The organism is Acinetobacter equi, from assembly GCF_001307195.1.
Lineage (GTDB): Bacteria > Pseudomonadota > Gammaproteobacteria > Pseudomonadales > Moraxellaceae > Acinetobacter > Acinetobacter equi.
The window spans coordinates 1,014,217-1,038,339 of record NZ_CP012808.1; the positions used below are offsets into that span (position 1 = coordinate 1,014,217).

At 37.3% G+C, this 24,123-nt stretch carries 20 protein-coding genes and 1 riboswitch; of the genes, 18 read left to right on the forward strand and 2 right to left on the reverse strand.

The window, feature by feature from the left end; all coding sequences use genetic code 11:
• Nucleotides 1-16 precede the first annotated feature (16 nt).
• From murG to lpxC, 7 genes are all read left to right on the forward strand, one after another.
• The gene (gene murG / locus AOY20_RS04735) at nucleotides 17-1,114 is read left to right on the forward strand and encodes an undecaprenyldiphospho-muramoylpentapeptide beta-N-acetylglucosaminyltransferase (protein WP_054580793.1); all 1,098 of its coding nucleotides are present in this window, start codon (nucleotides 17-19) and stop codon (nucleotides 1,112-1,114) included.
• A 12-nt stretch (nucleotides 1,115-1,126) separates the two neighbouring features.
• A complete protein-coding gene (murC, locus tag AOY20_RS04740; protein WP_054580794.1) occupies nucleotides 1,127-2,575 on the forward strand; it encodes a UDP-N-acetylmuramate--L-alanine ligase in 1,449 nt (482 codons plus the stop codon).
• Nucleotides 2,576-2,630: 55 nt separating this feature from the next.
• Nucleotides 2,631-3,560, forward strand: coding sequence for a D-alanine--D-alanine ligase (locus AOY20_RS04745; protein WP_054580795.1), 930 nt, complete (start codon nucleotides 2,631-2,633; stop codon nucleotides 3,558-3,560).
• Between the two features lie 3 nt (nucleotides 3,561-3,563).
• The gene (locus AOY20_RS04750) at nucleotides 3,564-4,418 is read left to right on the forward strand and encodes a cell division protein FtsQ/DivIB (RefSeq protein ID WP_054580796.1); all 855 of its coding nucleotides are present in this window, start codon (nucleotides 3,564-3,566) and stop codon (nucleotides 4,416-4,418) included.
• A 66-nt stretch (nucleotides 4,419-4,484) separates the two neighbouring features.
• Entirely contained in the window at nucleotides 4,485-5,747 is a 1,263-nt protein-coding gene (gene ftsA / locus AOY20_RS04755) for a cell division protein FtsA (protein ID WP_054580797.1), read from the forward strand.
• Between the two features lie 157 nt (nucleotides 5,748-5,904).
• Nucleotides 5,905-7,077, forward strand: coding sequence for a cell division protein FtsZ (gene ftsZ, locus AOY20_RS04760; RefSeq protein ID WP_054580798.1), 1,173 nt, complete (start codon nucleotides 5,905-5,907; stop codon nucleotides 7,075-7,077).
• Nucleotides 7,078-7,200: 123 nt separating this feature from the next.
• On the forward strand, nucleotides 7,201-8,103 hold the full coding sequence (lpxC, locus tag AOY20_RS04765) for a UDP-3-O-acyl-N-acetylglucosamine deacetylase (protein WP_054580799.1): 903 nt from the start codon (nucleotides 7,201-7,203) through the stop codon (nucleotides 8,101-8,103).
• Between the two features lie 95 nt (nucleotides 8,104-8,198).
• On the opposite strand, the gene AOY20_RS04770 is transcribed toward lpxC, so the two are convergent.
• Nucleotides 8,199-8,642, reverse strand: a complete 444-nt coding sequence (locus AOY20_RS04770; RefSeq protein ID WP_054580800.1) for a hypothetical protein — start codon at nucleotides 8,640-8,642, stop codon at nucleotides 8,199-8,201.
• 106 nt (nucleotides 8,643-8,748) lie between these two features.
• Here AOY20_RS04770 and AOY20_RS04775 point away from each other — a divergent pair, with 106 nt between their 5' ends.
• From AOY20_RS04775 to recJ, 9 genes are all read left to right on the forward strand, one after another.
• Entirely contained in the window at nucleotides 8,749-9,420 is a 672-nt protein-coding gene (locus AOY20_RS04775; RefSeq protein ID WP_054580801.1) for a M23 family metallopeptidase, read from the forward strand.
• 307 nt (nucleotides 9,421-9,727) lie between these two features.
• On the forward strand, nucleotides 9,728-12,430 hold the full coding sequence (gene aceE / locus AOY20_RS04780) for a pyruvate dehydrogenase (acetyl-transferring), homodimeric type (protein WP_054580802.1): 2,703 nt from the start codon (nucleotides 9,728-9,730) through the stop codon (nucleotides 12,428-12,430).
• 2 nt (nucleotides 12,431-12,432) lie between these two features.
• Nucleotides 12,433-14,391 carry a 2-oxo acid dehydrogenase subunit E2 gene (locus AOY20_RS04785; protein WP_054580803.1) on the forward strand — a complete coding sequence of 653 codons (1,959 nt, stop codon included), beginning with the start codon at nucleotides 12,433-12,435 and terminating at the stop codon, nucleotides 14,389-14,391.
• An 83-nt stretch (nucleotides 14,392-14,474) separates the two neighbouring features.
• Nucleotides 14,475-14,615, forward strand: a riboswitch (yybP-ykoY riboswitch).
• Nucleotides 14,616-14,685: 70 nt separating this feature from the next.
• The gene (locus tag AOY20_RS04790) at nucleotides 14,686-15,264 is read left to right on the forward strand and encodes a TMEM165/GDT1 family protein (RefSeq protein WP_054580804.1); all 579 of its coding nucleotides are present in this window, start codon (nucleotides 14,686-14,688) and stop codon (nucleotides 15,262-15,264) included.
• 232 nt (nucleotides 15,265-15,496) lie between these two features.
• Nucleotides 15,497-15,862, forward strand: coding sequence for a YkgJ family cysteine cluster protein (locus tag AOY20_RS04795; RefSeq protein WP_054582542.1), 366 nt, complete (start codon nucleotides 15,497-15,499; stop codon nucleotides 15,860-15,862).
• Between the two features lie 201 nt (nucleotides 15,863-16,063).
• Nucleotides 16,064-17,530: an IMP dehydrogenase gene (guaB, locus tag AOY20_RS04800; protein ID WP_054580805.1), complete on the forward strand. Its 1,467-nt coding sequence runs from the start codon at nucleotides 16,064-16,066 to the stop codon at nucleotides 17,528-17,530.
• A 121-nt stretch (nucleotides 17,531-17,651) separates the two neighbouring features.
• Nucleotides 17,652-18,983, forward strand: a complete 1,332-nt coding sequence (gene glmM / locus AOY20_RS04805; RefSeq protein ID WP_054580806.1) for a phosphoglucosamine mutase — start codon at nucleotides 17,652-17,654, stop codon at nucleotides 18,981-18,983.
• 9 nt (nucleotides 18,984-18,992) lie between these two features.
• Entirely contained in the window at nucleotides 18,993-19,649 is a 657-nt protein-coding gene (pdxH, locus tag AOY20_RS04810) for a pyridoxamine 5'-phosphate oxidase (protein WP_054580807.1), read from the forward strand.
• A 1-nt stretch (nucleotide 19,650) separates the two neighbouring features.
• Entirely contained in the window at nucleotides 19,651-21,363 is a 1,713-nt protein-coding gene (recJ, locus tag AOY20_RS04815; protein ID WP_054580808.1) for a single-stranded-DNA-specific exonuclease RecJ, read from the forward strand.
• Nucleotides 21,364-21,426: 63 nt separating this feature from the next.
• Here recJ and AOY20_RS04820 read toward each other — a convergent pair whose 3' ends face one another.
• Nucleotides 21,427-22,203 (reverse strand): putative porin, encoded by a 777-nt coding sequence (locus tag AOY20_RS04820; RefSeq protein WP_054580809.1) that lies wholly within the window; start codon nucleotides 22,201-22,203, stop codon nucleotides 21,427-21,429.
• A gap of 370 nt (nucleotides 22,204-22,573) precedes the next feature.
• Here AOY20_RS04820 and prfB point away from each other — a divergent pair.
• Nucleotides 22,574-23,669, forward strand: a protein-coding gene (gene prfB / locus AOY20_RS04825; RefSeq protein ID WP_144424755.1) for a peptide chain release factor 2 whose coding sequence is annotated in 2 segments (ribosomal slippage) — nucleotides 22,574-22,645 and nucleotides 22,647-23,669 — 1,095 coding nt in all. Because the reading frame shifts where the segments join, the coding sequence is not laid out codon by codon here.
• Between the two features lie 140 nt (nucleotides 23,670-23,809).
• Complete coding sequence (locus AOY20_RS04830; protein WP_054580811.1) at nucleotides 23,810-24,109, forward strand: ArsR/SmtB family transcription factor; 300 nt, start codon at nucleotides 23,810-23,812, stop codon at nucleotides 24,107-24,109.
• The last annotated feature ends 14 nt before the right edge of the window (nucleotides 24,110-24,123 follow it).

The window sequence follows — 24,123 nt, forward strand, 5'->3', positions numbered from 1 at the left end:
ATTGAAGAATTAGACCGTGACCGAAGCTCAGCAAAAACAGCCTAAACATGTCATGATGATGGCCGCCGGTACGGGTGGACATGTTTTTCCAGCATTAGCTGTTGCAAAAGAATTGCAACAACAAGGTGTAGAAGTATCTTGGTTGGCAACACCATCAGGCATGGAAAATAGATTATTAAAAAATCATAATATTCCAATTTATCAAATTGATATTCAAGGCGTACGAGGTAATGGTTTAGTTCGTAAGTTAACAGCGCCTTTTAAAATCATGAAAGCTACAATGAGCGCTATGCGTTATATGAAACAGCTTAAAGTAGAAGCTGTTGCTGGTTTTGGTGGTTATGTTGCAGGACCTGGTGGTTTGGCAGCGAGAATTTTAGGTATTCCTGTAATTATTCATGAGCAAAATGCAGTTGCAGGATTTACAAATACACAGCTTTCTCGTTTTGCAAATACAGTTTGCCAAGCTTTTCCAAATACTTTTCCTGAAAGTACAAAAGTGGTCACAACAGGCAATCCTGTTCGTAAAGAAATTACTGATATTTTAAGCCCATCTTGGCGTTATCAAGAGCGTGAAAAAGCGGGTGAACCATTACGTATTTTAATTGTGGGTGGTTCATTAGGTGCTCAAGCATTAAATGAACGTGTTCCTGAGGCATTAAAACAACTTAATGTTCCAATGAATGTTTATCATCAATGTGGACAAAATCATGCTGAAGCAACATTGGCTCGTTATCAAGATAAGCCTGAGACTTTAAGTGTAGAAGTACAGCCATTTATTGAAGATATGGCAAAAGCATATTCAAATGCAGATCTTGTGATTTGTCGTGCAGGTGCATTGACTGTTACTGAAATAGCAACAGCTGGTGTAGCGGCTGTATTTGTGCCACTACCCACTGCTGTAGATGATCATCAAACTGCAAATGCTAAATTTTTAGCAAATATTCATGCTGCAAAAATTTGCCCACAAGCAACGATGACACCTGAAAGTTTAAAAGAAATTTTAGCACCGTTGATGAATCGTCAGTTATTGTCTGAAATGGCAGTAAAAGCACGTCAACATGCTCAACCAGATGCAACCAAACAAGTGGTTCGTTTAATTCAAGAATTGTAATCCGAGAAAAATATGTCTCTTTCAACTCCAGCTGATCAAGCGAAAAAGTTAATTAAAGTCCCTGAAATGCGTCGTGTAAAACACCTCCATTTTGTTGGTATTGGCGGTGCAGGTATGTGTGGTATTGCTGAGGTGTTAAAAAACCAAGGCTACCAAGTTTCAGGTTCTGATATTAAAGCATCAAAAACGACCGCTCAGCTTGAAGAAAATAAGATTAAAGTTTATATCGGGCATACAGCAGACAATATTAAAGATGCAGATGTGTTAGTTGTTTCAACAGCAATTGATCCTGAAAATCCAGAAATTAAAGCTGCAATTGAAAATCGTATTCCAGTGGTTCGCCGTGCTGAAATGTTAGGCGAACTCATGCGTTATCGTCATGGTATTGCTGTTGCAGGTACACATGGTAAAACGACAACAACAAGCCTAATAACATGTATGTTAGCTGAGGAAAATTTAGATCCGACTTATGTTATTGGTGGTTTACTTAACCGTACAGGTGTAAATGCAGCTTTAGGTGCCAGCCGTTATATTGTTGCTGAAGCAGATGAATCGGATGCATCTTTCTTACATTTACAACCAATGGCTGCAATTGTAACGAATATTGATGCCGATCATATGGATACCTATGGCGGTAGTTTTGATACGTTAAAAGATACTTTTGTTCAATTCTTACAACGTCTTCCTTTTTACGGTTTAGCTGTTGTTTGTGGTGATGATGAAGATGTGCGTGAAATCATGCCACGTATTGGTCGTCCAGTTTTAACTTATGGCTTTAATGAAGATAACGACATTCGTGCAGTAGATGTTGAGCAAGACGGCATGCAATCTCACTTTACAGTTTTACGTAAAGATCGTGAGCCACTTCGTGTCACAATTAATATGCCGGGTGCACATAATATTCTAAATTCTCTTGCAGCAATTGGTATTGCAACAGATGAAGGCGTTTCTGATGGTGCAATTTGTCGTGCTTTAGAAAGTTTTAGTGGTGTTGGTCGTCGTTTCCAAGTTCAAGGTGAATTTGAACTTGAAGATGGTCATGTAAAACTTGTGGATGATTATGGTCATCATCCTAAAGAAGTCGAAGCAACGATTAAAGCGGCACGTGCAAGTCATCCAAACCATCGTTTGGTGATGATGTTCCAGCCACACCGTTTTAGCCGTACACGTGATTGTTTTGATGATTTTGTAGATGTTTTATCTCAAGTTGATCAATTGTTATTGTTAGAGGTGTATCCTGCGGGTGAAAAGCCAATTGTGGGTGCTGATAGCCGTGCATTAGCACGTAGCATTCGTTTGCGTGGACAAGTAGAACCGATTTTAATCGATCCAGTTGAAGGAAATCTTCAAAATGTAATGCAAAATGTATTACAGTCTGGCGACTTGTTATTAACGCAAGGTGCAGGTAATGTTGGTGCAATTTCTGTTGAACTTGCTCAAAATAATTTATATTTAAAATAATCACTTAATGTGATTTGGTTTTAATTGCAGATTAATAAAATTTAAGGATATCAAAGTGACAAATGCTTCTAAGTTCGGCAAAGTTGCCGTGTTGTTTGGTGGTAAATCTGCTGAACGTGAGGTGTCATTAGACAGTGGTAAAGCTGTACTTGAAGCATTGCTTCGCTCAGGGGTAAATGCCGAAGGTTTTGATCCTAAAGAGCAAAGTATTACTGATCTAAAACAGTACGATCGCGCATTTATTGTATTGCATGGTCGTGGTGGAGAAGATGGTCAAATTCAAGGTGCGCTTGAATGGCTTGATATTCCTTATACAGGTACAGGTGTCCAAGGTTCAGCAATTGGAATGGATAAGGTCAAAACTAAACAGGTTTGGCAAGGTTCAGAATTACCAACAGCACCGTATCGTATTGTTACAAAAGATTCAGATTTACAAGAAATTGTAGATTCTATTGGCTTACCTTTTATCATTAAACCAGTACATGAAGGTTCAAGTATTGGTATGAGTAAAGTTGAGAAAATGGAAGACTTTGCGACTGCAATTGAAAAAGCAACCCAACATGACGCGATTGTAATGGCTGAAAAATGGATTACAGGTCGTGAATTTACGATTGTTGTTCTTAATGGCCAAGCACTTCCTGTTATTCGCTTACAACCACCAGAAGATGTTGCATTTTACGATTATGAAGCAAAATATAATCGTAATGACGTGCAGTATGGTATTCCATGTGGCTTAACTGAAGAGGAAGAAAAACGTCTTCAAGCATTAAGTTTAAGAGCTTTCCAAGCAGTTGGAGCAAGTGGTTGGGGGCGTATCGATGCCATGCAGGATCATGACGGTAATTTTTGGTTGTTAGAAGTGAATACTGTACCAGGAATGACGAGTCACTCATTAGTACCAAAAGCTGCACAAGCTGTAGGTTATAATTTTGACGAATTATGTGTGGCAATTCTTGAGCAAACATTAACGGAAGTGGCACACTAAATTATGGCTCAGCTTCCAGCTTCAATACGTCGTAAAAAAGTAGCAATTACATCCATTCATGACAAGCCACCATCTCGTAAAGAAAAGCTTGCGAATTTTGGTGGTTGGTTATTGTTACTGATTGCAATGGCGGTTTTGATTTTGGGAATATTTGGTTTATATAACGTAATCACAAATGCCAAAATTGCAGATCTTGAGGTTGTAGGTGCTCAGTCGGATACTGAAAAATCACAAGTCATAAATCATGTGATGCCAGTTGTGAAGTATAATTATTTTACATCTGATTTAAAGCAAGTTCGCGATAAAGCATTAGAGCTTCCTTGGGTAGATCGTGTGGTTGTATCTCGTGCTTGGCCTAATGCGATTAAAGTTCGAGTAATGCCTAAACATGCGATTGCTCGATGGGGAACGGGACGATTATTAAGTGATAGTGGTGATGTATTTACAGAAGCACTCACTAAAAATAATCAGCAATTACCACTATTACATGGTCCTAGCCATCAATCAAAAATGATGATGAGGCGCTATAACGAAATTAATCAATTGTTTGCGCCAATGAATATGCGCTTAAAAGAGCTTTATTTAACAGATCGTATGACTTGGTTTATGCAGTTTGACTCTGGTTTCCGTGTTATTGTAGATCAGGATCAAATGATGAGTAAGCTACAGCGACTAAGTTATTTAGCACAGCATGACTTAAAACCTGTTTGGAATCAAATTGCTGCAATTGATGTTCGTTATAGAAATGGATTGGCAATACAATGGAAAAATGCTGTAGCGCCAAAGATTGTAAATGGTAATTTTGTTGTAACGAGCAATGACATAAGCATTGCGAATGAAGTAGGGATAAAGCCATAATAATAGGCTTTATAAATAATAGGCTTTATGCCATAAATCAGACATATATGTAATGGTAGCGAAATAATGAGTGAAGCTGTTCCCTCGGTTGTGGCAATAGACATTGGGACACACAAGGTTTCAGTTTTGATTGGTAAGGTACATGAGCCGAATAAGATCCAAGTAATTGGAATGGCGACGGCTCGTAACCGAGGCATGAGTAAAGGAAAAATTGTTAGTCTCGATAAAGTAATAACAGCAATTAAAAATGCCGTCCAAGAAGCAGAAGATATGGCTGAATGTCGAGTACATTCAGCATGGATATCTATTCCAAGTACAGAATTAAAAAGCTTTTATGCCGTAGGACGTACACCAATTGAAAACCACGATCACACAATTACAACGAGTGAGGTTGTACGTGCGTTAGAGTTAGCAAAAGCAAGCCATTTAACATCTGATCATTATTTGGTGAGTGCTGTGCCTTTAGGTTTTGATTTAGATGATTCTGGCGAATGGGTACAAAATCCAATTCGAATGTCTGCACAGAGTATGACTGCACATTATCAATTAATGATGTTACCGATTAGTACAATGCAAAATTTAGATCGGGCATTAAAAGGTGCTAATATTGGTGTGGAAAAGATGGTTGTTTCAAATCTTGCTACTGCCGAGGCAACGCTTTTAAAAGATGAAAAAGAATATGGAGTTTGTCTTGTCGACATTGGAGCTGGTACGACAAGTTTAGCTGTATATTTAGATGGTCGTTTAGCTTTCGCTCATACTATTCAGCGTGGTGGTGAACATGTTACTCGTGATATTGCAGCGGTGTTACAAACAACCACAGAAGAGGCAGAGAGAATTAAATTACTCTATGGCTGTGTTGATTTAAGTGTCGTTAAGCCAGATCATATGATACAAATACAAGGTATAGACGGTCCTCAAACCATTAGCCGTATAGAATTAGCTGAAATTATTATTGCGCGTTATGATGAAATTTTCAGTCAAATTCGAAATGAATTGGAACAAAGCGGTGCAATTCATGGTTTATATCATGGTGTTGTGCTTGCAGGTGATGCAAGTCAAATCGAAGGTATGGTGAGTTTGGCACGTACGATCTTAGGTGTATCTGCACACTTAGGTAACTCTCCTGTAGAAGTATATGCAGATGAGCAAAATCAGGCTTCATTGCGCCGTTCGCAGTATATTACTGCTGCTGGTTTGTTAATGTATAGCCAAACTTATGCACAAGATACAATTGCTGAAACAGAAGAGCTAGAGTCATTATCTTTCTGGGGACGCATTGGTCGAGCATGCTCGAGTTTAAATGACAAATTAAAGTCAATTTTTTAGTGAAGTTGTTGCAAGTTATTGTGGGAAAGTCGGTGAATGATGACTTGTACTTGACAAGTTGGTTATAGAGACGCATCCTTTAAACAATTTTTTTTAAGAACAAGGCAGTATACGGGCTTTAGTGGCTGCCAATAGCGAATTAGGAAATCTAAAGGTCATGGCATCATTTGATTTTTTTGAAGATGATCAAGCAGACAATAACGGCCAAGCCCGTTTCACTGTTTTTGGTGTAGGTGGTGCTGGTGGTAATGCTGTTCAGCATATGTTGCAATCTGATATTCAAGGTGTGAAATTTGTTTGTGCAAATACTGACAAACAAGCCTTAGATCGTATGGAAGCTGAATTTACAATTCAGTTAGGTGAACAAAGTACACGTGGTTTAGGTGCAGGTGCAAATCCACAAGTAGGTCAAGCAGCGGCAGAAGAAAGTCGTGAGATGATTCGCTTGCAACTAGAAGGGACAGATATGGTATTTGTCACTGCTGGTATGGGTGGTGGTACTGGTACAGGTGCTGCGCCTGTTGTTGCTGAAATTGCTAAGGAAATGGGAATTTTAACGGTTGGTGTTGTAACTACACCGTTTAATTTTGAAGGTAAGCGCCGCTTGCAATCTGCTGAAAAAGGCATTGAAGCATTAGAGCAACATGTTGATTCTTTAATTATTATTCCAAACCAAAGATTATTGAAAGTCTTTCGCGATATTTCAATGAAAGATGCATATAAGAAAGCAGATGATGTTTTATTAAATGCAGTACGTAGTATTTTTGATTTAGTTGTTCGTCCTGGTCATATTAACCTTGACTTTGCTGATTTAAAAACTGCCATGAGTACTCGTGGTTATGCAATGATGGGTGTAGGTACTGGTCGTGGTGAAACACGTGCTCGTCAAGCGGCGGAACAAGCGATTCGTAGTCCATTACTAGACAATGTAACAATTATGAACGCTAAAGGCATTTTAATTAATGTTACAGGCGGTGATGATGTTACATTCGGTGAAATTGAAGAAATCACTGATGTTGTAAATCAAATTGCTGACTTGGATGAAGGTCAGGTGTTTTATGGAACTGTATTTGATCCAGATGCACGTGATGAAATCAGTGTTACTGTGATTGCTACAGGTTTAACACGAAATTCAGCAGATGCAGTTGAACCTGTTAAACGTACTGTTCATTCATCTCAAGCTGCGACGGTAGATGAGGATGATGTACCTGCAATTCAGCGCAGAGGTGAAGATGGTAGTCAAAATACGTCATCTTCTGCAGGTGCAGGAGTTTCTAGACCTACACCAATGAGTATTCAGGAATATCTTAAAAATCAACAACGTAAGTAGTTTTTGATTGGTGTGAATTCTCATTTAAAGATAAAAAGGTAGTGAATAACTACCTTTTTATTTTTTATCAATAGCTAAATATGCTAACGTATAAGCGATTTTTCTGTAGGCGATTGAAGAAATATGCTGAAACAACGTACCTTACAACGTGTAGTAAAAGCAAGTGGTATTGGTTTGCATAGTGGTCAGAAAGTACTGATGAACTTTGTACCTCACCATGCTGATGGAGGTATTGTTTTTCGCCGTATTGATTTAAATCCACCTGTTGATATTCCAGCAGATGCAATGCTAATTCAAGAAGCATTTATGTGCTCAAACTTAGTGCAAGAAAAAGCAAAAGTTGGCACAATTGAACATGTTATGAGTGCCATTGCGGGCTTAGGAATTGATAATTTAATTATTGAAGTTTCTGCTTCAGAAGTACCAATTATGGATGGAAGTGCGGGTCCATTTATTTATTTGCTTATGCAGGGCGGATTACAAGAGCAAGAAGCACCGAAAAAGTTTATTAAAATATTAAAACCTGTTGAAGCATTGATTGATGATAAAAGAGCAATCTTTACACCGCATGACGGTTTTCAATTAAATTTTACAATTGATTTTGATCATCCAGCATTTAAAAAAGAATACCAGTCAGCATCTATTGATTTTTCTACAGAAGTATTTGTATATGAGGTTAGTGATGCACGTACTTTTGGTTTTATGAAGGATCTAGATTACTTAAAGGCAAATAATCTTGCTTTAGGTGCAAGTTTAGAAAATGCAATCGGTGTTGATGATAATGGTGTCGTCAATGAAGAAGGTCTACGTTACTCAGATGAGTTTGTTCGACATAAAATATTAGATGCTGTTGGTGATCTATATTTGCTAGGGCATCAGATTATTGCTAAGTTCGATGGTTACAAATCTGGTCATGCACTCAATAATCAGCTGTTACGCAATGTCAAAAGTAATCCTAATAGCTATGAAATTGTAACATTTGATAACATGGATAGCTGCCCGATTAAGTACGTTAGTGTGATATAAAGCATTATCAGTATCAGAATAGCTTTTGTAAAATAATGTTAAATGTTAATTACATCACAAATTTTAAGCAAAATTAGCATATAATACGTTTCATCTTATTTATCTTCTTTACTTGCCAAACGTAATAAAGCTTGGCTAAGCTTAGGGTCATGAATAAAGTCAGCAGCATTCTTGAGCATTTCTTGAGTGTCAGCACTAAGTTGTTTTGGAATAACACTTTTTTTAGGTGTTTCTTTTAATGGGCTTCTTAGACGGACTTGAATTTTATGCAAGTCTTTTAATTCATCAATTTTCGAAAGCTGAATGATATATTGCTTTTGGAGATAGGCGAGTTGACTGATCATGGCTTGGTTCAGTCCAGTGACGGTTAAGATACCATTTTGGTAACAGGCAACTTGCCACTGCTCAGGCTGTGGTAAATGTGGTTGAATGAGATTTGTAAGTTTCTGCCATGTGGAAACTTGTGTAGAGAGAAACGTTAGGTTTCCAGTTTTTACTTGTTTTCTAGTGGGTTGGAAAACGTTGATAGGTTCTGACATACATGTTTTCTCCATGATTATGTTCTAATCTTATGCGTTATTCTGACTAGATATCAAGGATTGATGCCATCTAGAAAGATTTGTGAGGGTTATTTATGAGGTTTATATGCTAACGCGTCGTATTATTTTTGCTTTTTCAATAGCAGTTTCTGCTGCTACAGCATCATTTGCAGATTTGGTTGAGTTAAATTCTACAAAAAATCAACCAATTGATAGATTAGAACAATTAACAAAAACACTTGCTCAAGGTTCATACCAAGAAGATGAAGCACCAGCAGCAAAGGTTTTAGTAACATTACGAAATAATCAGAAAGCAACTGAAATTAATAATGATGTTTTAGGCAAGAAGTTAGTATCTTCTGAATTTAATAAATCAAATCCTTATTCATGGTTGGTAACTCATCCGCTTCCTAATTCTCGTGTAAGTTCAAGTTATGGTGGTCGTACGATGAGTGGTCGTGCAGAAAATCACTCTGGTTTAGATTTGGCAGCCCCAACAGGGACACCAATCTATGCAACTGGTCCTGGTATTGTGACAAAGTCAGGGTGGGGCACAGGATATGGTCAATATGTTGAAATTAATCATGGTAATGGTTATTTAACACGCTATGCACATGCTTCACGTCTAATTGTGAGTGTGGGTGATCGAGTGAATGCTGGCGATCACATTGCAAATGTAGGTTGTACAGGTCGTTGTACAGGTCCACATTTACATTATGAAGTAGTAAAAGATGGTCAACGTAAAAATCCATCGTCTTATTTAGCGATGTTAGATTAAGTTTAAAAAAGTTGTTGGCATATAGTCTTGTCGGTGAGTTTATTCATACCTCACAAAATTTGGTATAGAAATGGATTTTTTTATATCAAGTAAAAATATATTTATATGAATAATGAAACCAGAAAACCTATTTTGAGTAAAAAACCGCCATTAATGGCGGTTTTTTTATGTAAAAGTGTAAAAAATGTCAATCACTATTTATTTTCTAAATAATAGACCAAGGTCGTATTCATCTATAGCGATATGTATTGACGCAAAAATGTGATACATATAAGAACTATTAATAGGTTCTTAGGATAGGTGAAATATGGCGTTTTATGGCGATACTGATGCGCAAGAAACCCAAGAGTGGCAAGATGCTTTTGATTCGGTTCTTCAGCACATGGGCACAGAACGTGCTGCATTTTTATTAGAAAAGCTTTATCAGCAAGCAATTGCTAAGCATGTACCTATTCAGCGCCTAAATACCCCTTATTTAAATACTATTTCTGTAGAAGAACAGCCTGCGATGCCAGGTGATCAAGATATGGAACGTCGTATTCGTGCACTTATTCGTTGGAATGCACTTGCGATGGTACTTAGAGCAAATAAAACAGGTGATGATTTAGGTGGGCATTTAGCGAGTTTTGCATCTTCTGCAACGCTATATGATGTAGGTTTTAACCATTTCTTCCGTGCCAATAGTGATAGCTTTGGTGGGGATATGATTTATTATCAAGGGCATTGTGCACCTGGTATTTATGCACGTTCTTTCTTAGAAGGACGTTTGACAGAAGATCATTTAAATAATTTCCGTCGTGAAGTCGCTGGTAAAGGTTTACCAAGTTACCCACATCCTTACTTAATGCCTGACTATTGGCAATTCCCTACAGTATCGATGGGTCTTGGTCCAATTATGTCGATCTATCAAGCACACATTCAAAAGTATTTAATGAATCGTGGCTTAATTAAAGAAGAAAACCGTAAGGTTTGGGCTTATTTAGGCGATGGTGAAATGGATGAGCCAGAAAGTACTGGTGCTATTTCACTTGCAGGTCGTGAAAAATTAGATAACTTAATTTGGGTTGTAAACTGTAACTTACAACGCTTAGATGGTCCTGTTCGTGGTAACGGTAAGATTATTCAAGAACTTGAATCATTATTCCGTGGTGCTGGCTGGCGTGTCATTAAAGTTGTTTGGGGCCGTCATTGGGATCCACTTCTTGCAAAAGATGAATCTGGCGCATTAAAAGCAGTCATGGAAGAAGCAGTTGATGGTGATTACCAACGTTACCAAGTAAAAGGTGGTGCTTATACGCGCGCACATTTCTTTGGTAAATACCCTGAAGCTGAAGAATTAGTGAAAGGCTTAAGCGATGAAGATATTGATAATCTAAATCGTGGTGGTCATGACCCTTATAAAGTATATGCTGCATATGCTGAAGCGATGAAGTCTACTGGTCAACCAACTGTAATCTTAGCGAAAACAGTAAAAGGTTATGGTCTTTCAGAAGAAATTGAAGCGGTGAACAAAACTCACCAAATCAAAAAAATGCAACTTGAATCGTTAAAATACGTACGTAATCGTTTCAACTTGCCATTTACAGATGAGCAATTGGAGGAAGTTCCGTTCTATCGTCCAAGTGAAAATTCTCCTGAATTGAAATACATGAAAGCACGTCGTGAAGCATTAGGTGGTTACCTACCAGCACGTCGTAAAGAAAGTGAATCTTTAGCGATTCCTGAGCTTTCTGCATTTGATGCTGTATTAAAAGGTTCAAATGGTAAAGAACAATCAACGACTATGGTTATGGTTCGTTTGATCTCTACATTGTTAAAAGAAAAAGCAATTAAAGATCGCGTTGTTCCAATTGTACCTGATGAAGCACGTACATTTGGTTTAGAAGGTATGTTCCGTCAGCTCGGTATTTATGCTGCACACGGTCAAAAATACACGCCTGAAGACCAAGAGCAGTTAATGCATTACCGTGAAGCAAAAGATGGTCATATGCTTCAAGAAGGTATTAACGAAGCTGGTGCGATGAGTGCATGGGCTGCATTGGCTACAAGTTATTCAACAAATAACTTACCAATGATTCCAATGTATATGTATTACTCTATGTTTGGTTTCCAACGTATTGGTGATATTGCATGGGCAGCAGGTGATGCACAAGCACAAGGTTTCTTATTAGGTGCTACAGCAGGTCGTACGACATTAAATGGTGAAGGTTTACAACACCAAGATGGTCATTCGCACATTCTTGCAAATACAATTCCAAACTGTATTTCTTATGACCCATGTTTTGGTTATGAACTTGCTGTAATCGTTCATGATGGTTTAAAACGCATGTATGTAAACCAAGAGCGTGTGTTCTATTACTTAACTGTAATGAATGAGAACTACGAGCATCCTGCAATTCCTGAAGGTGCTGAAGAAGGTATTAAACGTGGTTTATATCTACTTGAAAAAGATGATAAAGCAACTGTTCAATTAATGGGTTCAGGTGTCATTCTTCGTGAAGTCATTAAAGCTGCTCAAATTTTACGTGATGAATATCAAATTCATTCAAACGTTTGGAGCGCAACAAGCTTTAACGAATTAGCACGTGATGGTATGGCGTGTGAAGAATACAATCGTTTACATCCATTAAACGAAGATGTTAAAGAATCTTGGGTATCTCAACAGCTTCGTGGCACACAAGGTATCGTAGTTTCTGCAACTGACCATATGCGTGCTTATAGCGAACAAATTCGTGCATATCTTCCAGACAACCGCCCATTTGTTGCATTAGGTACAGATGGTTATGGTCGTTCAGATACACGTGGCAACTTACGTAGCTATTTCGGTGTAGATGCAGCACATATTGTTGTAGCAACATTGAAAAAACTTGCTGACGAAGGTGAAGTAGATGCTCGCTTAGTTAAAGATGCTATTTCAAGCTTTGAATTAGATACAGATCGTCCAGTTGCTTGGTTACCACAAGCACATCCAGAAGTTCATGCTGTTGCTGACTACAAAGAGGAGAACTAATCATGCAAATTACGACTCCTGATATTGGTGTAGATAAAGCAACTGTTGCTGAAATTTTGGTAAAAGTTGGCGATACCATTGCTGTTGATGACAGTATTGTATTGTTAGAATCAGATAAAGCATCTGTTGAAGTGCCTAGCACTTCAGCAGGCGTAGTGAAAAGTATTTTAATTAGCCTTGGTGATGAAGTTTCAGAAGGTGCGGTACTTGTTGAATTAGAAGCAAGCGAAGCAGTTGTAACAACTGCTGAAGCGCCTAAAGCAGAAGAAAAGCCAGTTGTTGCTGAGGTAAAAACTGAAGCTGCTCCGCAGGTTGCTGTAACTCAAGAAGTTACTTCACAAGTTGTTGATGTTCAAGTACCAGATATTGGTGTTGAAAAAGCAACTGTGGGTGAAATCCTTGTTAAGGTTGGCGATAGCATCGCAGTTGATGACAGTATTGTGGTTGTTGAGTCTGATAAAGCGACTGTAGAAGTACCAAGTACTGTGGCTGGTATTGTTGAATCTATTTCTATTCAAGTTGGTGACAGCGTGAAAGAAGGTGTTGTGATTCTTCAAGTGAAAACGGAAAGTGCTGCACCTGTAGCATCAGCAGAAACTGCACAAGCAGCGTCTGCACCTGTAGCGCAAGTTGAACAAGCTCCTGTACCTGTGATTGCTTCTGTACCTGCTGGTGATGTAGAAGTTGCTGTACCTGATTTAGGTGTAGATAAAGCAGCTGTTGCTGAACTTCTTATTGCCGTTGGTGACAAAGTTGAAAAAGATCAAAGTATTATTGTTGTTGAATCTGATAAAGCAACTGTAGAAGTGCCAAGCACTGTTTCAGGTGTAATTAAAGCGATTCATGTAACACTTGGTCAAAGTGTGTCTGAAGGTATTGCTTTAGTGACGATTGCTGCTGAAGCTCAAGCTGCTGCTCCTGTAACTGCAAGTGTGCCAACACAAGCTGCACCTAAAGCAGAAGCACCAAAAGCTGTAGTCGCATCAGCTCCTGTAGCTGTACCTGCAACACATACAGCAGATAAATTAACGAAAGAGCAAAATGCTGCAAATGCGAAAGTATATGCTGGTCCTGCTGTTCGTAAATTGGCACGTGAATTAGGTGTTGTACTTGCAGAAGTAAAAGCATCTGGCCCACATGCACGTTTAATGAAAGAAGATTTATTTGCTTATGTAAAAACTCGTTTGACTGCACCTCAAACAGCACCTGCTGCTACGGTAGTAGCACAACTATCAGGTTTACCAAAACTTCCAGGTTTTGATGCATTTGGTGGCGTTGAAGAGAAAGTCTTAACGCGTTTACAACAAGTGTCAATTCCACAGTTGTCTTTAAACAACTATATTCCTCAAGTTACTCAATTTGATTTGGCGGATATTACTGAACTTGAAGCTTGGCGTAATGATCTTAAAGGTAACTTTAAGAAAGAAGGCATTAGCTTAACGATTATGGCATTCATCATTAAAGCTGTGGCTCATCTTCTTAAGGAAGAGCGTGAGTTTGCAGGCCATTTATCTGATGATGGTAAATCTGTATTGTTACGTAATGAAATTCATATGGGTATTGCTGTAGCAACTCCAGATGGCTTAACAGTTCCTGTATTACGTAATCCTGACCAAAAATCAATTAAGCAAATTGCTGTTGAATTGGGTACTTTAGGTCAAAAAGCACGTGATAAGAAACTTTCACCGAAAGATCTTCAAGGTGCAAACTTTACAATTTCAAGCTTAGGTGCAATTGGTGGTACAGCATTTACACCACTTGTGAACTGGCCTCAAGTTGCAATTTTAGGTATTTCACCTGCAACAATGCAACCTGTTTGGAATGGTCAAAGTTTTGATCCGAAACTTATGCTTCCATTGTCATTATCTTATGACCACCGTGTAATTAATGGTGCAGATGCAGCACGTTTCACAAACAAATTGACGAAATTGTTAAAAGATATTCGTACTTTGTTGATCTAAAAAGTTATATTTTAATATGATTGAAAAAACCCTGCCAAAGCAGGGTTTTTTATTGCAAAATAGATCAAATAAAAATATAATATAGATACTTCATTGGGGAGTAGCCGCTGTTCTCAGAGAACAGGTGATGGTCAACATATTTGCTTTAAAACAAGCATGGTCATCATAGCAAAGAACCAAATGAGCTTTCTCTAAGCTTTCTTTTGTTGGCAAGACCTTTGATTTATCACTCTGCTTTTGGCTAGCAGGAGGGATAGGTCATTGGTATATAATTGCTAGCCAGAGAAATACAAAATGCTTAACGCCTTTCTTATCTCTTTAGTAGTTGTCGCTCTTTCAGAAATGGGTGATAAAACTCAACTACTCGCTTTGCTTCTTGCCGCAAAATTTCGAAAACCAATTCCTATCTTATTTGCTATTTTTGTTGCGACTGTAGTGAACCATGGTGTTTCTGCTGTTTTAGGCCAATGGATTACAACAGTTCTAAGTGAAACAGTTCTATTATGGATTGTATCTTTAGGATTTATTGGTATGGCAATTTGGATGTTGATACCAGATAAATTAGATGATGAATCTGAAAGCATTAATAAATGGCAAAAATATGGCGTTTTTGGTGCAACTTTTATCTTATTTTTCCTTGCTGAAATTGGTGATAAAACACAAATCGCAACAGTTGCTTTAGCAGCTCGTTTTGACAGTATTGGTTGGGTTACGATTGGTACAACATTAGGTATTATGTTGGTCAATGCACCAGCTGTATTTATTGGTGATAAATTGGCTGATAAATTGCCAATCTCATTAATTCATAAAATTGGTGCTGCAATCTTCTTGATTATGGGTGTTGCTGCATTAGTTCAACATTACTTTTTCTAAATTTAGAATAAATAAAAAACCCAGATTTTTCTGGGTTTTTTATAAAAAATAATGAATTAATTAAAAAAATAAATACTATTATTGTCTTGAATAATTATGTGATTTTTAGTGCAAGTTATTATATTTTAATAAATTTTTATTATAAAAACAAAGATGAAAACTTGAATTGAGAAATCACTTTTTTTAAAATTCTGCTTCTAAAAAGTAACTTAAGATGACGAGAATTAAAAATATGTTGTCTCAAATTCTAACACCAAATGCTTGTTTAACTTGTGGTGCTTGCTGTGCTTATTTTCGAGTTTCATTTTATTGGGCAGAAGGACTAGAAATGCCTGAAAATGTTACGGAAGAATTAACACCTGTTTATTCATGTATGAAAGGTACGAATCGAAAGAATCCACGTTGTATTGCTTTAACTGGTACTGTTGGGGAACAGGTGAGTTGTGGCATATATGAAGCTCGAAGTTCATCATGTAAGGAAGTGCAAATTGCAGATGAGCAATGTAATAAGGCTCGTTTAGCACGTAATATGATTCCATTTACGCCCTTAGAAACAAATGAACCTTTAAATGATGATGATTATGAGAAGGTGGGTTAAGTAAAAGAATGGCAGTGCTCTTTAGAGAAAAGTAAATAAAAGGATTACATTATTTTTAATTCTCATTATTCTAAAATAATGAGAATTAAATTTCATTTTTATTGATATCAATTTTAACTTAAAATAAATCTTCAATATAAAAATGAAATTTTGGTCTAAATTTGTTTATAATAGCGCACGGAAATTACCAGCGAGACTGTTATGTTGACCATCGTTCAAGAAGCGCTAACCTTCGATGATGTCTTATTACTTCCTGCCTATTCAACTGTCCTCCCAAAAGATGTCTCTCTAAAGACACGTTTTACTCGTGGCATTCAACTTAATATCCCACTCGTTTCTGCTGCAATGGATACTGTGACTGAATCACGTATGGCAATTGCAATGGCGCAAAATGGCGGTATTGGTATTTTGCACAAAAACATGGATATTGCTGCTCAAGCTGCAGAAGTACGTCGTGTGAAAAAGTTTGAAGCAGGAATGGTGAAAGATCCTATTACTGTGACACCTGAAACGACAGTACGTGAACTTATTGCAATTACTCAAGCAAATAATATTAGCGGTGTTCCTGTTGTAAAAGATGGCAAAGTTGTTGGTATTGTGACAGGTCGTGATACTCGCTTTGAAACAAATTTAGAACAGCCAGTAAGTAATATTATGACTGGACAAGATCGTCTAGTGACTGTTCGTGAAAATGAATCAAAAGAAAACATTCAAGCACTTCTTCAAAAAAATCGTATTGAAAAGGTGATTGTTGTTGGTGAAAACAACGAGCTTAAAGGTTTAATTACAGTAACTGACTTTAACAAAGCAGAACTTTATCCAAACAGCTGTAAAGATGACTTAGGTCGTTTACGTGTTGGTGCTGCGGTTGGTACTGGTGTTGAAACACCAAGTCGTGTTGAAGCTTTAGTTGAAGCTGGTGTTGATGCAATTGTTGTTGATACAGCACATGGGCATTCTGCTGGTGTAATTGAACGTGTTCGTTGGGTAAAAGCAAACTACCCACAAGTTCAAGTGATTGGCGGCAATATTGCAACTGGTGATGCTGCTCTTGCATTATTAGATGCAGGTGCAGATGCTGTTAAAGTAGGTATTGGTCCTGGCTCAATTTGTACAACACGTATTGTTGCTGGTATTGGTATGCCGCAAATTTCTGCGATTGATTCAGTAGCAAATGCATTAAAAGATCAAATTCCTTTAATTGCTGATGGCGGTATTCGTTTCTCTGGTGATATGGCGAAAGCAATTGGTGCTGGTGCAAGTACAATTATGGTAGGTTCTTTACTTGCTGGTACTGAAGAAGCACCAGGCGAAGTTGAATTCTTCCAAGGTCGTTACTATAAAGCATATCGTGGTATGGGTTCATTGGGTGCAATGGCGGGTGCGACAGGTTCTGCTGACCGTTATTTCCAAGACTCAAAAGCAGGTGCTGAAAAATTAGTACCAGAAGGTATTGAAGGTCGTGTACCGTATAAAGGTCCAATGGGTAACATCGTTCATCAAATGATGGGTGGTTTACGTTCATCTATGGGGTATACAGGTTCAGCTGTTATTGAAGATCTTCGTCAAAATGCGAAGTTCGTTAAAATTACATCTGCTGGTATGTCAGAATCTCATGTTCATGATGTAACAATTACCAAAGAAGCACCAAACTATCGCGTGGGCTAATCCACTTTAGTTTTTTTGCTGAAAAGCCGTCATTTATGTGACGGCTTTTTTTTGTTTTTTAGTGTAAAGTAGAACAAGTAATTGTGATTAAAAAACATCACCAAAGAGTAGTGGATATAAGATGAATTATTTTGGTACAGATGGCATTCGTGGAAAATTTGGTGAATTACCTGTTACTCCTGAATTTGCTTTAAAACTGGGGTTTGCGGCAGGAAAAGTATTAAAAAACCATAGTGCAAAAAATAAACCAATTGTGGTGTTAGGCAAAGATACTCGTCTTTCAGGCTATATTTTAGAGGCAGCATTACAAGCAGGGCTAAATGCTGCTGGAGTTTATGTGCATTTATTGGGTCCACTCCCAACACCAGCAATTGCACATTTAACACGTGCTTTACATGCAAGTTTGGGCATTGTGATTTCTGCTTCACATAATCCTTATTTTGATAATGGGATTAAATTCTTTTCAGGTGAAGGTAAAAAATTACCAGATGCATTACAAGAAGAGATTAATAAAGAATTAGAAAATGATTTGCTAATCGAAGATACAGCTAACCTAGGTAAAAGTGTTCGTGTAAAAGATGCTAATGGACGTTATATCGAATTTTGTAAATCGACATTCCCATATCATTTTGATTTATCTAGCCTGAAAATTGTTGTCGATTGTGCAAATGGTGCAGGTTATAACGTTGGACCAGCCGTATATCGTGAATTGGGTGCAAAAGTTATTGCATTAAATAATGAGCCCAATGGTCTAAATATTAATGACAATTGTGGTTCTACGCATCCTGAAGTTTTACAACAAGCTGTTGTAGAACATGAAGCTGATTTAGGTATTGCTTTTGATGGTGATGCTGATCGTGTCATTATGGTTGATAAAAATGGTCAGCAAATTACTGGCGACCATATTTTATATATTTTAGGAACACAGGCTTCTAAAAAACCAGCAGGCATTGTTGGGACGTTAATGAGTAATATGGCTTTAGAACTTGCTTTAGAAAAAGCTAATATTCCTTTATTGCGTGCCAAAGTTGGTGATCGATATGTATTGCAAGGTTTAGAAGAAAAAGGCTGGGTGATTGGTGGAGAGCCATCGGGGCATATTCTTACTTTAGATAAAAGTACAACAGGTGATGCGATTATTGCTTCATTACAAGTATTAACTGTAATGATTGAGCAAGGTAAAGCTTTAGATGAATTGGTTGATGGATTTAAGTTGTTACCAAATGTCTTGGTAAATATACGCTTGGCAAATATGTTTGACCCATATGCTGTTCCAGCATTGGTTACTGAGTTTGAAAAAGCAGAACAACAGCTTAAAGGTCGAGGACGTCTTCTTATTCGTAAATCAGGCACAGAACCTGTTATTCGTGTCATGGTTGAAGGTGAGGATTTAGAAGAAGTCACTGTATTAGCAAACCATTTAGCAGATGCTGTTAAGGCAAATGCAATATAAGAGATTTGTATGACAGATTTAATTAAAGATTTAAGTGAATTACGTTTGAGTTACCAAAAAGGTGAATTACGTGAAGATCAAGTGAATGCTCATCCACATGAGCAATTCTTAAATTGGTTTAATCAGGCACTTGAAGCACAATTACATGAACCGTATGCTATGTCTCTTGCTACGACAAATGCACAAGGTCGACCACATGTAAGAACAGTTTTATTACGTGGTGCAACGGAAGTTGGTTATGATTTCTATACCAATTATGACAGTCAAAAAGGCTTGGATTTAGCAGAAAATCCTTATGCTGAAATTTTGTTTTATTGGCAAGAGCAAGAGCGTCAAATTCGTATTAGTGGGCGTGTTGAGAAAATTTCTGAAGAAGAATCTACAGCGTATTATCATAAGCGTCCACATGATAGCCAAATTGCTGCACATATCAGTACACCTCAAAGTGGGATTATTGCAAGCCGAGAAGAATTACAAAAGCGCTTCGAAGATTTGCAAAATCAGGTTGGTGAGCAAGATCAATTAGCGAAACCAGAATTTTGGGGTGGATATCGTTTACAGCCCGATTATTATGAGTTTTGGCAAGGTCGACCAAATCGCTTACATGATCGTTTAGTGTATGAGAATATCAATGGTATTTGGAAATTACAGCGATTAATGCCTTAAGATGAATATGATTATTCAACAACGGCCATTAATTTCACGTCCTGAATTATTTCAGGACGTTCCTGAATTTATTGCCCGAATTTTGGCAGCACGTGGCGTACAGTCTGAAAAAGAACTTGAATTAAAACTCAAAAATTTATTAGCACCGACAATGAAAGGTTTGGATCAAGCAATTCATTTAATTGATTTAGCTATTGATCAACAACAAAAAATAGTGATTGTAGGTGATTATGATGCGGATGGGGCAACTAGTACTGCTTTGATGATTTTAGCTCTTCGAGAAATGGGAGCTCAAGTTGAATATTTAGTACCAGACCGTTTTAAATATGGTTATGGATTAACACCAGCAATTGCAGATTTAGCTTTTAAACGTTTTCAGCCAGATTTACTCATTACGGTTGATAATGGTATTTCAAGCCATGCAGGTGTTGAAACTGCCCAATCGCATGGTATGAAGGTCATCATTACAGATCACCATTTAACAACGAAGGAAACACCACATGCAGAAGCTGTTGTCAATCCAAATCAACTAGGATGTGATTTTCCAAGTAAAGCTTTGGCAGGTATCGGTGTTGCTTTTTACGTATTGGCAAATTTATCGACACATCGGAAAAAATTAAATAAATCATTTGCTCAAGTTACGCAATATTTAGATTTGGTTGCCTTAGGTACTTATGCAGATGTGGCTAGCTTAGATTTTAATAATCGTATTTTAGTTGATGCTGGTGTTAAAAGAATCCAACAGCATTTATGTCGACCTGGTATTACTGCTTTGATTGATTTGGCAGGACGAGAGATTACACAATTACAAGCATCAGATTTAGGTTTTGTTGTTGGTCCAAGAATTAATGCTGCTGGCCGTATGGAAACTATGGATATAGGCATTGAATGCTTATTGGCTCAAGATTTACAAATAGCTTATCCATTAGCACAGCAATTAAATGATCTAAATCTCGAACGTCGCCAAGTTGAAAATCAGATTAAACAAGAAGCTTTAGAAGAACTTGAGAAATTACAATTTGATCAACAGCAATTACCTGCTGCACTAGTGGTATTTGAAGAGCATTGGCATCAAGGAGTCATCGGAATTGTTGCAGGACGATTAAAAGAACAATTTTATCGCCCTGCAATTGTATTTGCAGCAGATGAAGATGGGGTTCATTTAAAAGGTTCAGCTCGTTCTATTGATGGCATTCATATTCGAGATGCTATAGAAGTAGTTGCCGAGCAATATCCTTCTATGATTAGTCATTTTGGAGGGCATGCCGCAGCTGCAGGTCTAACCATTAAGAAAGATCAATTTCACGCATTTAAGCAAGTTTTTGAAGCATTAATTCAAGAAAATGATGATTATCTTTTTGATTCAATTCTTTTAACAGATGGTGAATTGCCTGTAGAAAATTTTCAATTATCGACTGTTGAAATACTGAAAAATTTAGGTCCATGGGGACAAAAATTTCCTGCACCTATTTTTGAAGGGCAGTTTAATATTTTGGACTCACGTTGGCTTAAAGAAAAACACTTAAAACTCAAACTAGGTTTACATAATGGGCAGGCAGTAGATGCTATTGCTTTTAACGCATCTGAAAAATATGACTTTAATCCAGCATGGGGTACGGTGAATTTAGTCTATGAACTTGATCGAAATGAGTTTAATGGTAATGTTTCTTTGCAGTTAAGAATTTTATATTTACATCAACATCATTTAAGTTAATAAAATAATATTTAATAATGAAAAAACCGCTGAAGTCAGCGGTTTTTTTATTTCTATAAGAGATTAGAAACGATATTTTGCAGCAACGCTATAAGTGTTGTAATCATTTACATCATTTTTAGCAAATCCAACACGACCTTCTAAGCTTATGTTTTGATTAATGAATTTTCGAGCATTGATACCCCATTCTTTATTATCTAGCAAGTCTTGCTTTTGATAATCTGCACCAATACTCAAAGTTTTATCTAAGTAGTAATCTGCGGCAATGTTGTAATCATGAACATTACCAAAAGTTGTACCAGCTTCTAAATTGATATCTTGACCATTTGCAAGTTCAGTTACATATTTTGCACGTAAGCTTGGAGTTGTACGGTCATTATTATCATTGTGATAACCTTTTACACCAGCTGCTACAAGTAAACCTGGTGCTGGTAAATAACCAACTTCAGCTGAGTAAAGTGTTGTATCGAAATTTGGAGCATATTTAAATTTCATGTCTTGGCGACCAATATCACCACTCATGTAAAAATCAGTACCTGGTACAAAGTATTCAATGCCTGCAGAATAGTTGTGTAGTTTAGCATCATCTACTTTGCTGTAATTATATTGAGCGCTTACATTACTTGCACGATCTAAGTATGCAGCTTCAGCAAGTGGGGCATTGCGAGTTTGTACTGGTTTAAAATATGCAGTACCTTCTACACCGTAAATACCTTTTGTACTTCCGTGATCTGGATCTACTGCGCCAGCTGTTACACCGACTTCAGCTTGGTAAGCGTTTGCTGTTCCTGTGATTGCTAGAGCAGACAGTAATGCTGATGCAATTGCTAATTTTTTCATATTGAAACCCTCTGAAGTTAAAACGGTTTTTAACTGTTAACATATTTTGTTACATCTTCAGTGTATGGTAAAGATGACTAAAAATACAATTCATCAGTGTAGTTAGATTGTAAAAAATGTGTATTTTTTGTGAACTCTATCATGTAAGTATTTGATATATAATATTTAAAAATATTTAATTGATTTATATTTAATTTAGATTTTTATGAGAAAAATGATGAAATATCATTATTTATATTCACATTGATCTTCTTGAATTTACATATTTAATTACATGCTACCAAATTTTTTAACGTTTCTGTTGGATGAATGTCTCTATGATATAATGTGCCACTATTTTATACGCAATAACTAGATTGAGAGTTTTCACGTGGAAATTAATCCTTATCTGAACCAATTAAAAGACTTAAACGACCGTGGTCTAACATTACGGGGGTATCTTTGACTACGATCTAAAAAAAGAGCGTTTAGAAGAAGTTCTCCGTGAATTAGAAGACCCTACAATTTGGAATGACCAAAACCGTGCTCAAGCAATGGCTAAAGAAAAAGGCGAGCTTGAGAATGTATTGAATGTTCTTGATGACTTAGCAACTCAATTAGAAGATGCACAAGCATTGCTTGATTTAGCTGTAGAAGCCGATGATGAAAGCTTATTGGTTGATGTACAAAGTGAATTAGATACAGCAGAAGAAGAGTTAGCAAAACTTGAATTCCGCCGTATGTTTAATAACCCTATGGACCCGAACCCATGTTATGTGGAAATTCAAGCGGGTTCTGGCGGTACAGAAGCACAAGATTGGGCTTCAATGCTATTACGTATGTATATGCGTTGGATTGAACGTCATGGCTTTAAAGCAGAATTGATGGAAGAATCTGATGGTGATGTTGCAGGGATTAAATCTGCAACGATCCGTGTTGAAGGTGAATATGCCTACGGCTGGTTGCGTACTGAGTCGGGTGTGCATCGTCTTGTTCGTAAATCACCTTTTGACTCTGGTAACCGTCGTCATACATCGTTCTCTGCGGTATTTGTATCACCTGAAGTAGATGACAATATTGAGATTGAAATCAATCCTGCAGATGTTCGTACAGATACGTATCGTGCATCAGGTGCAGGTGGTCAGCATATTAACAAAACAGACTCAGCGGTACGTTTAACACATGCACCAACAGGTATTGTTGTTGCTTGTCAAAACCAACGTTCGCAACATGCAAACCGTGATCATGCTTGGAAACAATTACGTGCAAAATTGTATGAATTGGAAATGAGTAAACGGAATGAGGCTGCTCAAGCTTTAGAAGATACGAAATCTGATATTGGTTGGGGAAGTCAAATTCGTTCATATGTATTAGATGATTCACGTATTAAAGATTTACGTACAGGTGTTGAAAACTCGAATACGGGTGCAGTACTTGATGGTGATCTTGATAAGTTTATTGAGGCGAGCTTAAAGCAAGGTCTCTAAGACTGATTAATCAATAAAAATTGCATAATTCAGTGGAATTGCAAATATATCGAAAAAAATAGATATTAATATCGAAAAAATACGATATATTAGTCGCAAGGATGCTGGATTAAGCAATCAATGCTCAGATGTGTCTGAAAATGGATATAGATTTAATTTTTAAAGCATTAGCCAATCCTACTCGTAGGCAAATTTTAGAATGGTTGAAATCGCCAGAACGATTTTTGTCTGTAGAGGAGTGCGGTGACTTTAAACGTGGGGTTTGTGCAGGTCAAATTGAAAAATTGGGTAAAGTATCCCAATCGACCATGTCAAATCATTTATCTGTTTTACAGCAAGCAGGACTCATTCAAGCTCAAAAATACGGGCAGTGGTCTTATTTTTCTCGCAATGAAATCTTAATTCAGCAATATATTGATTATTTAAAAAGCACACTTTAATGCCGTGCTTAGAG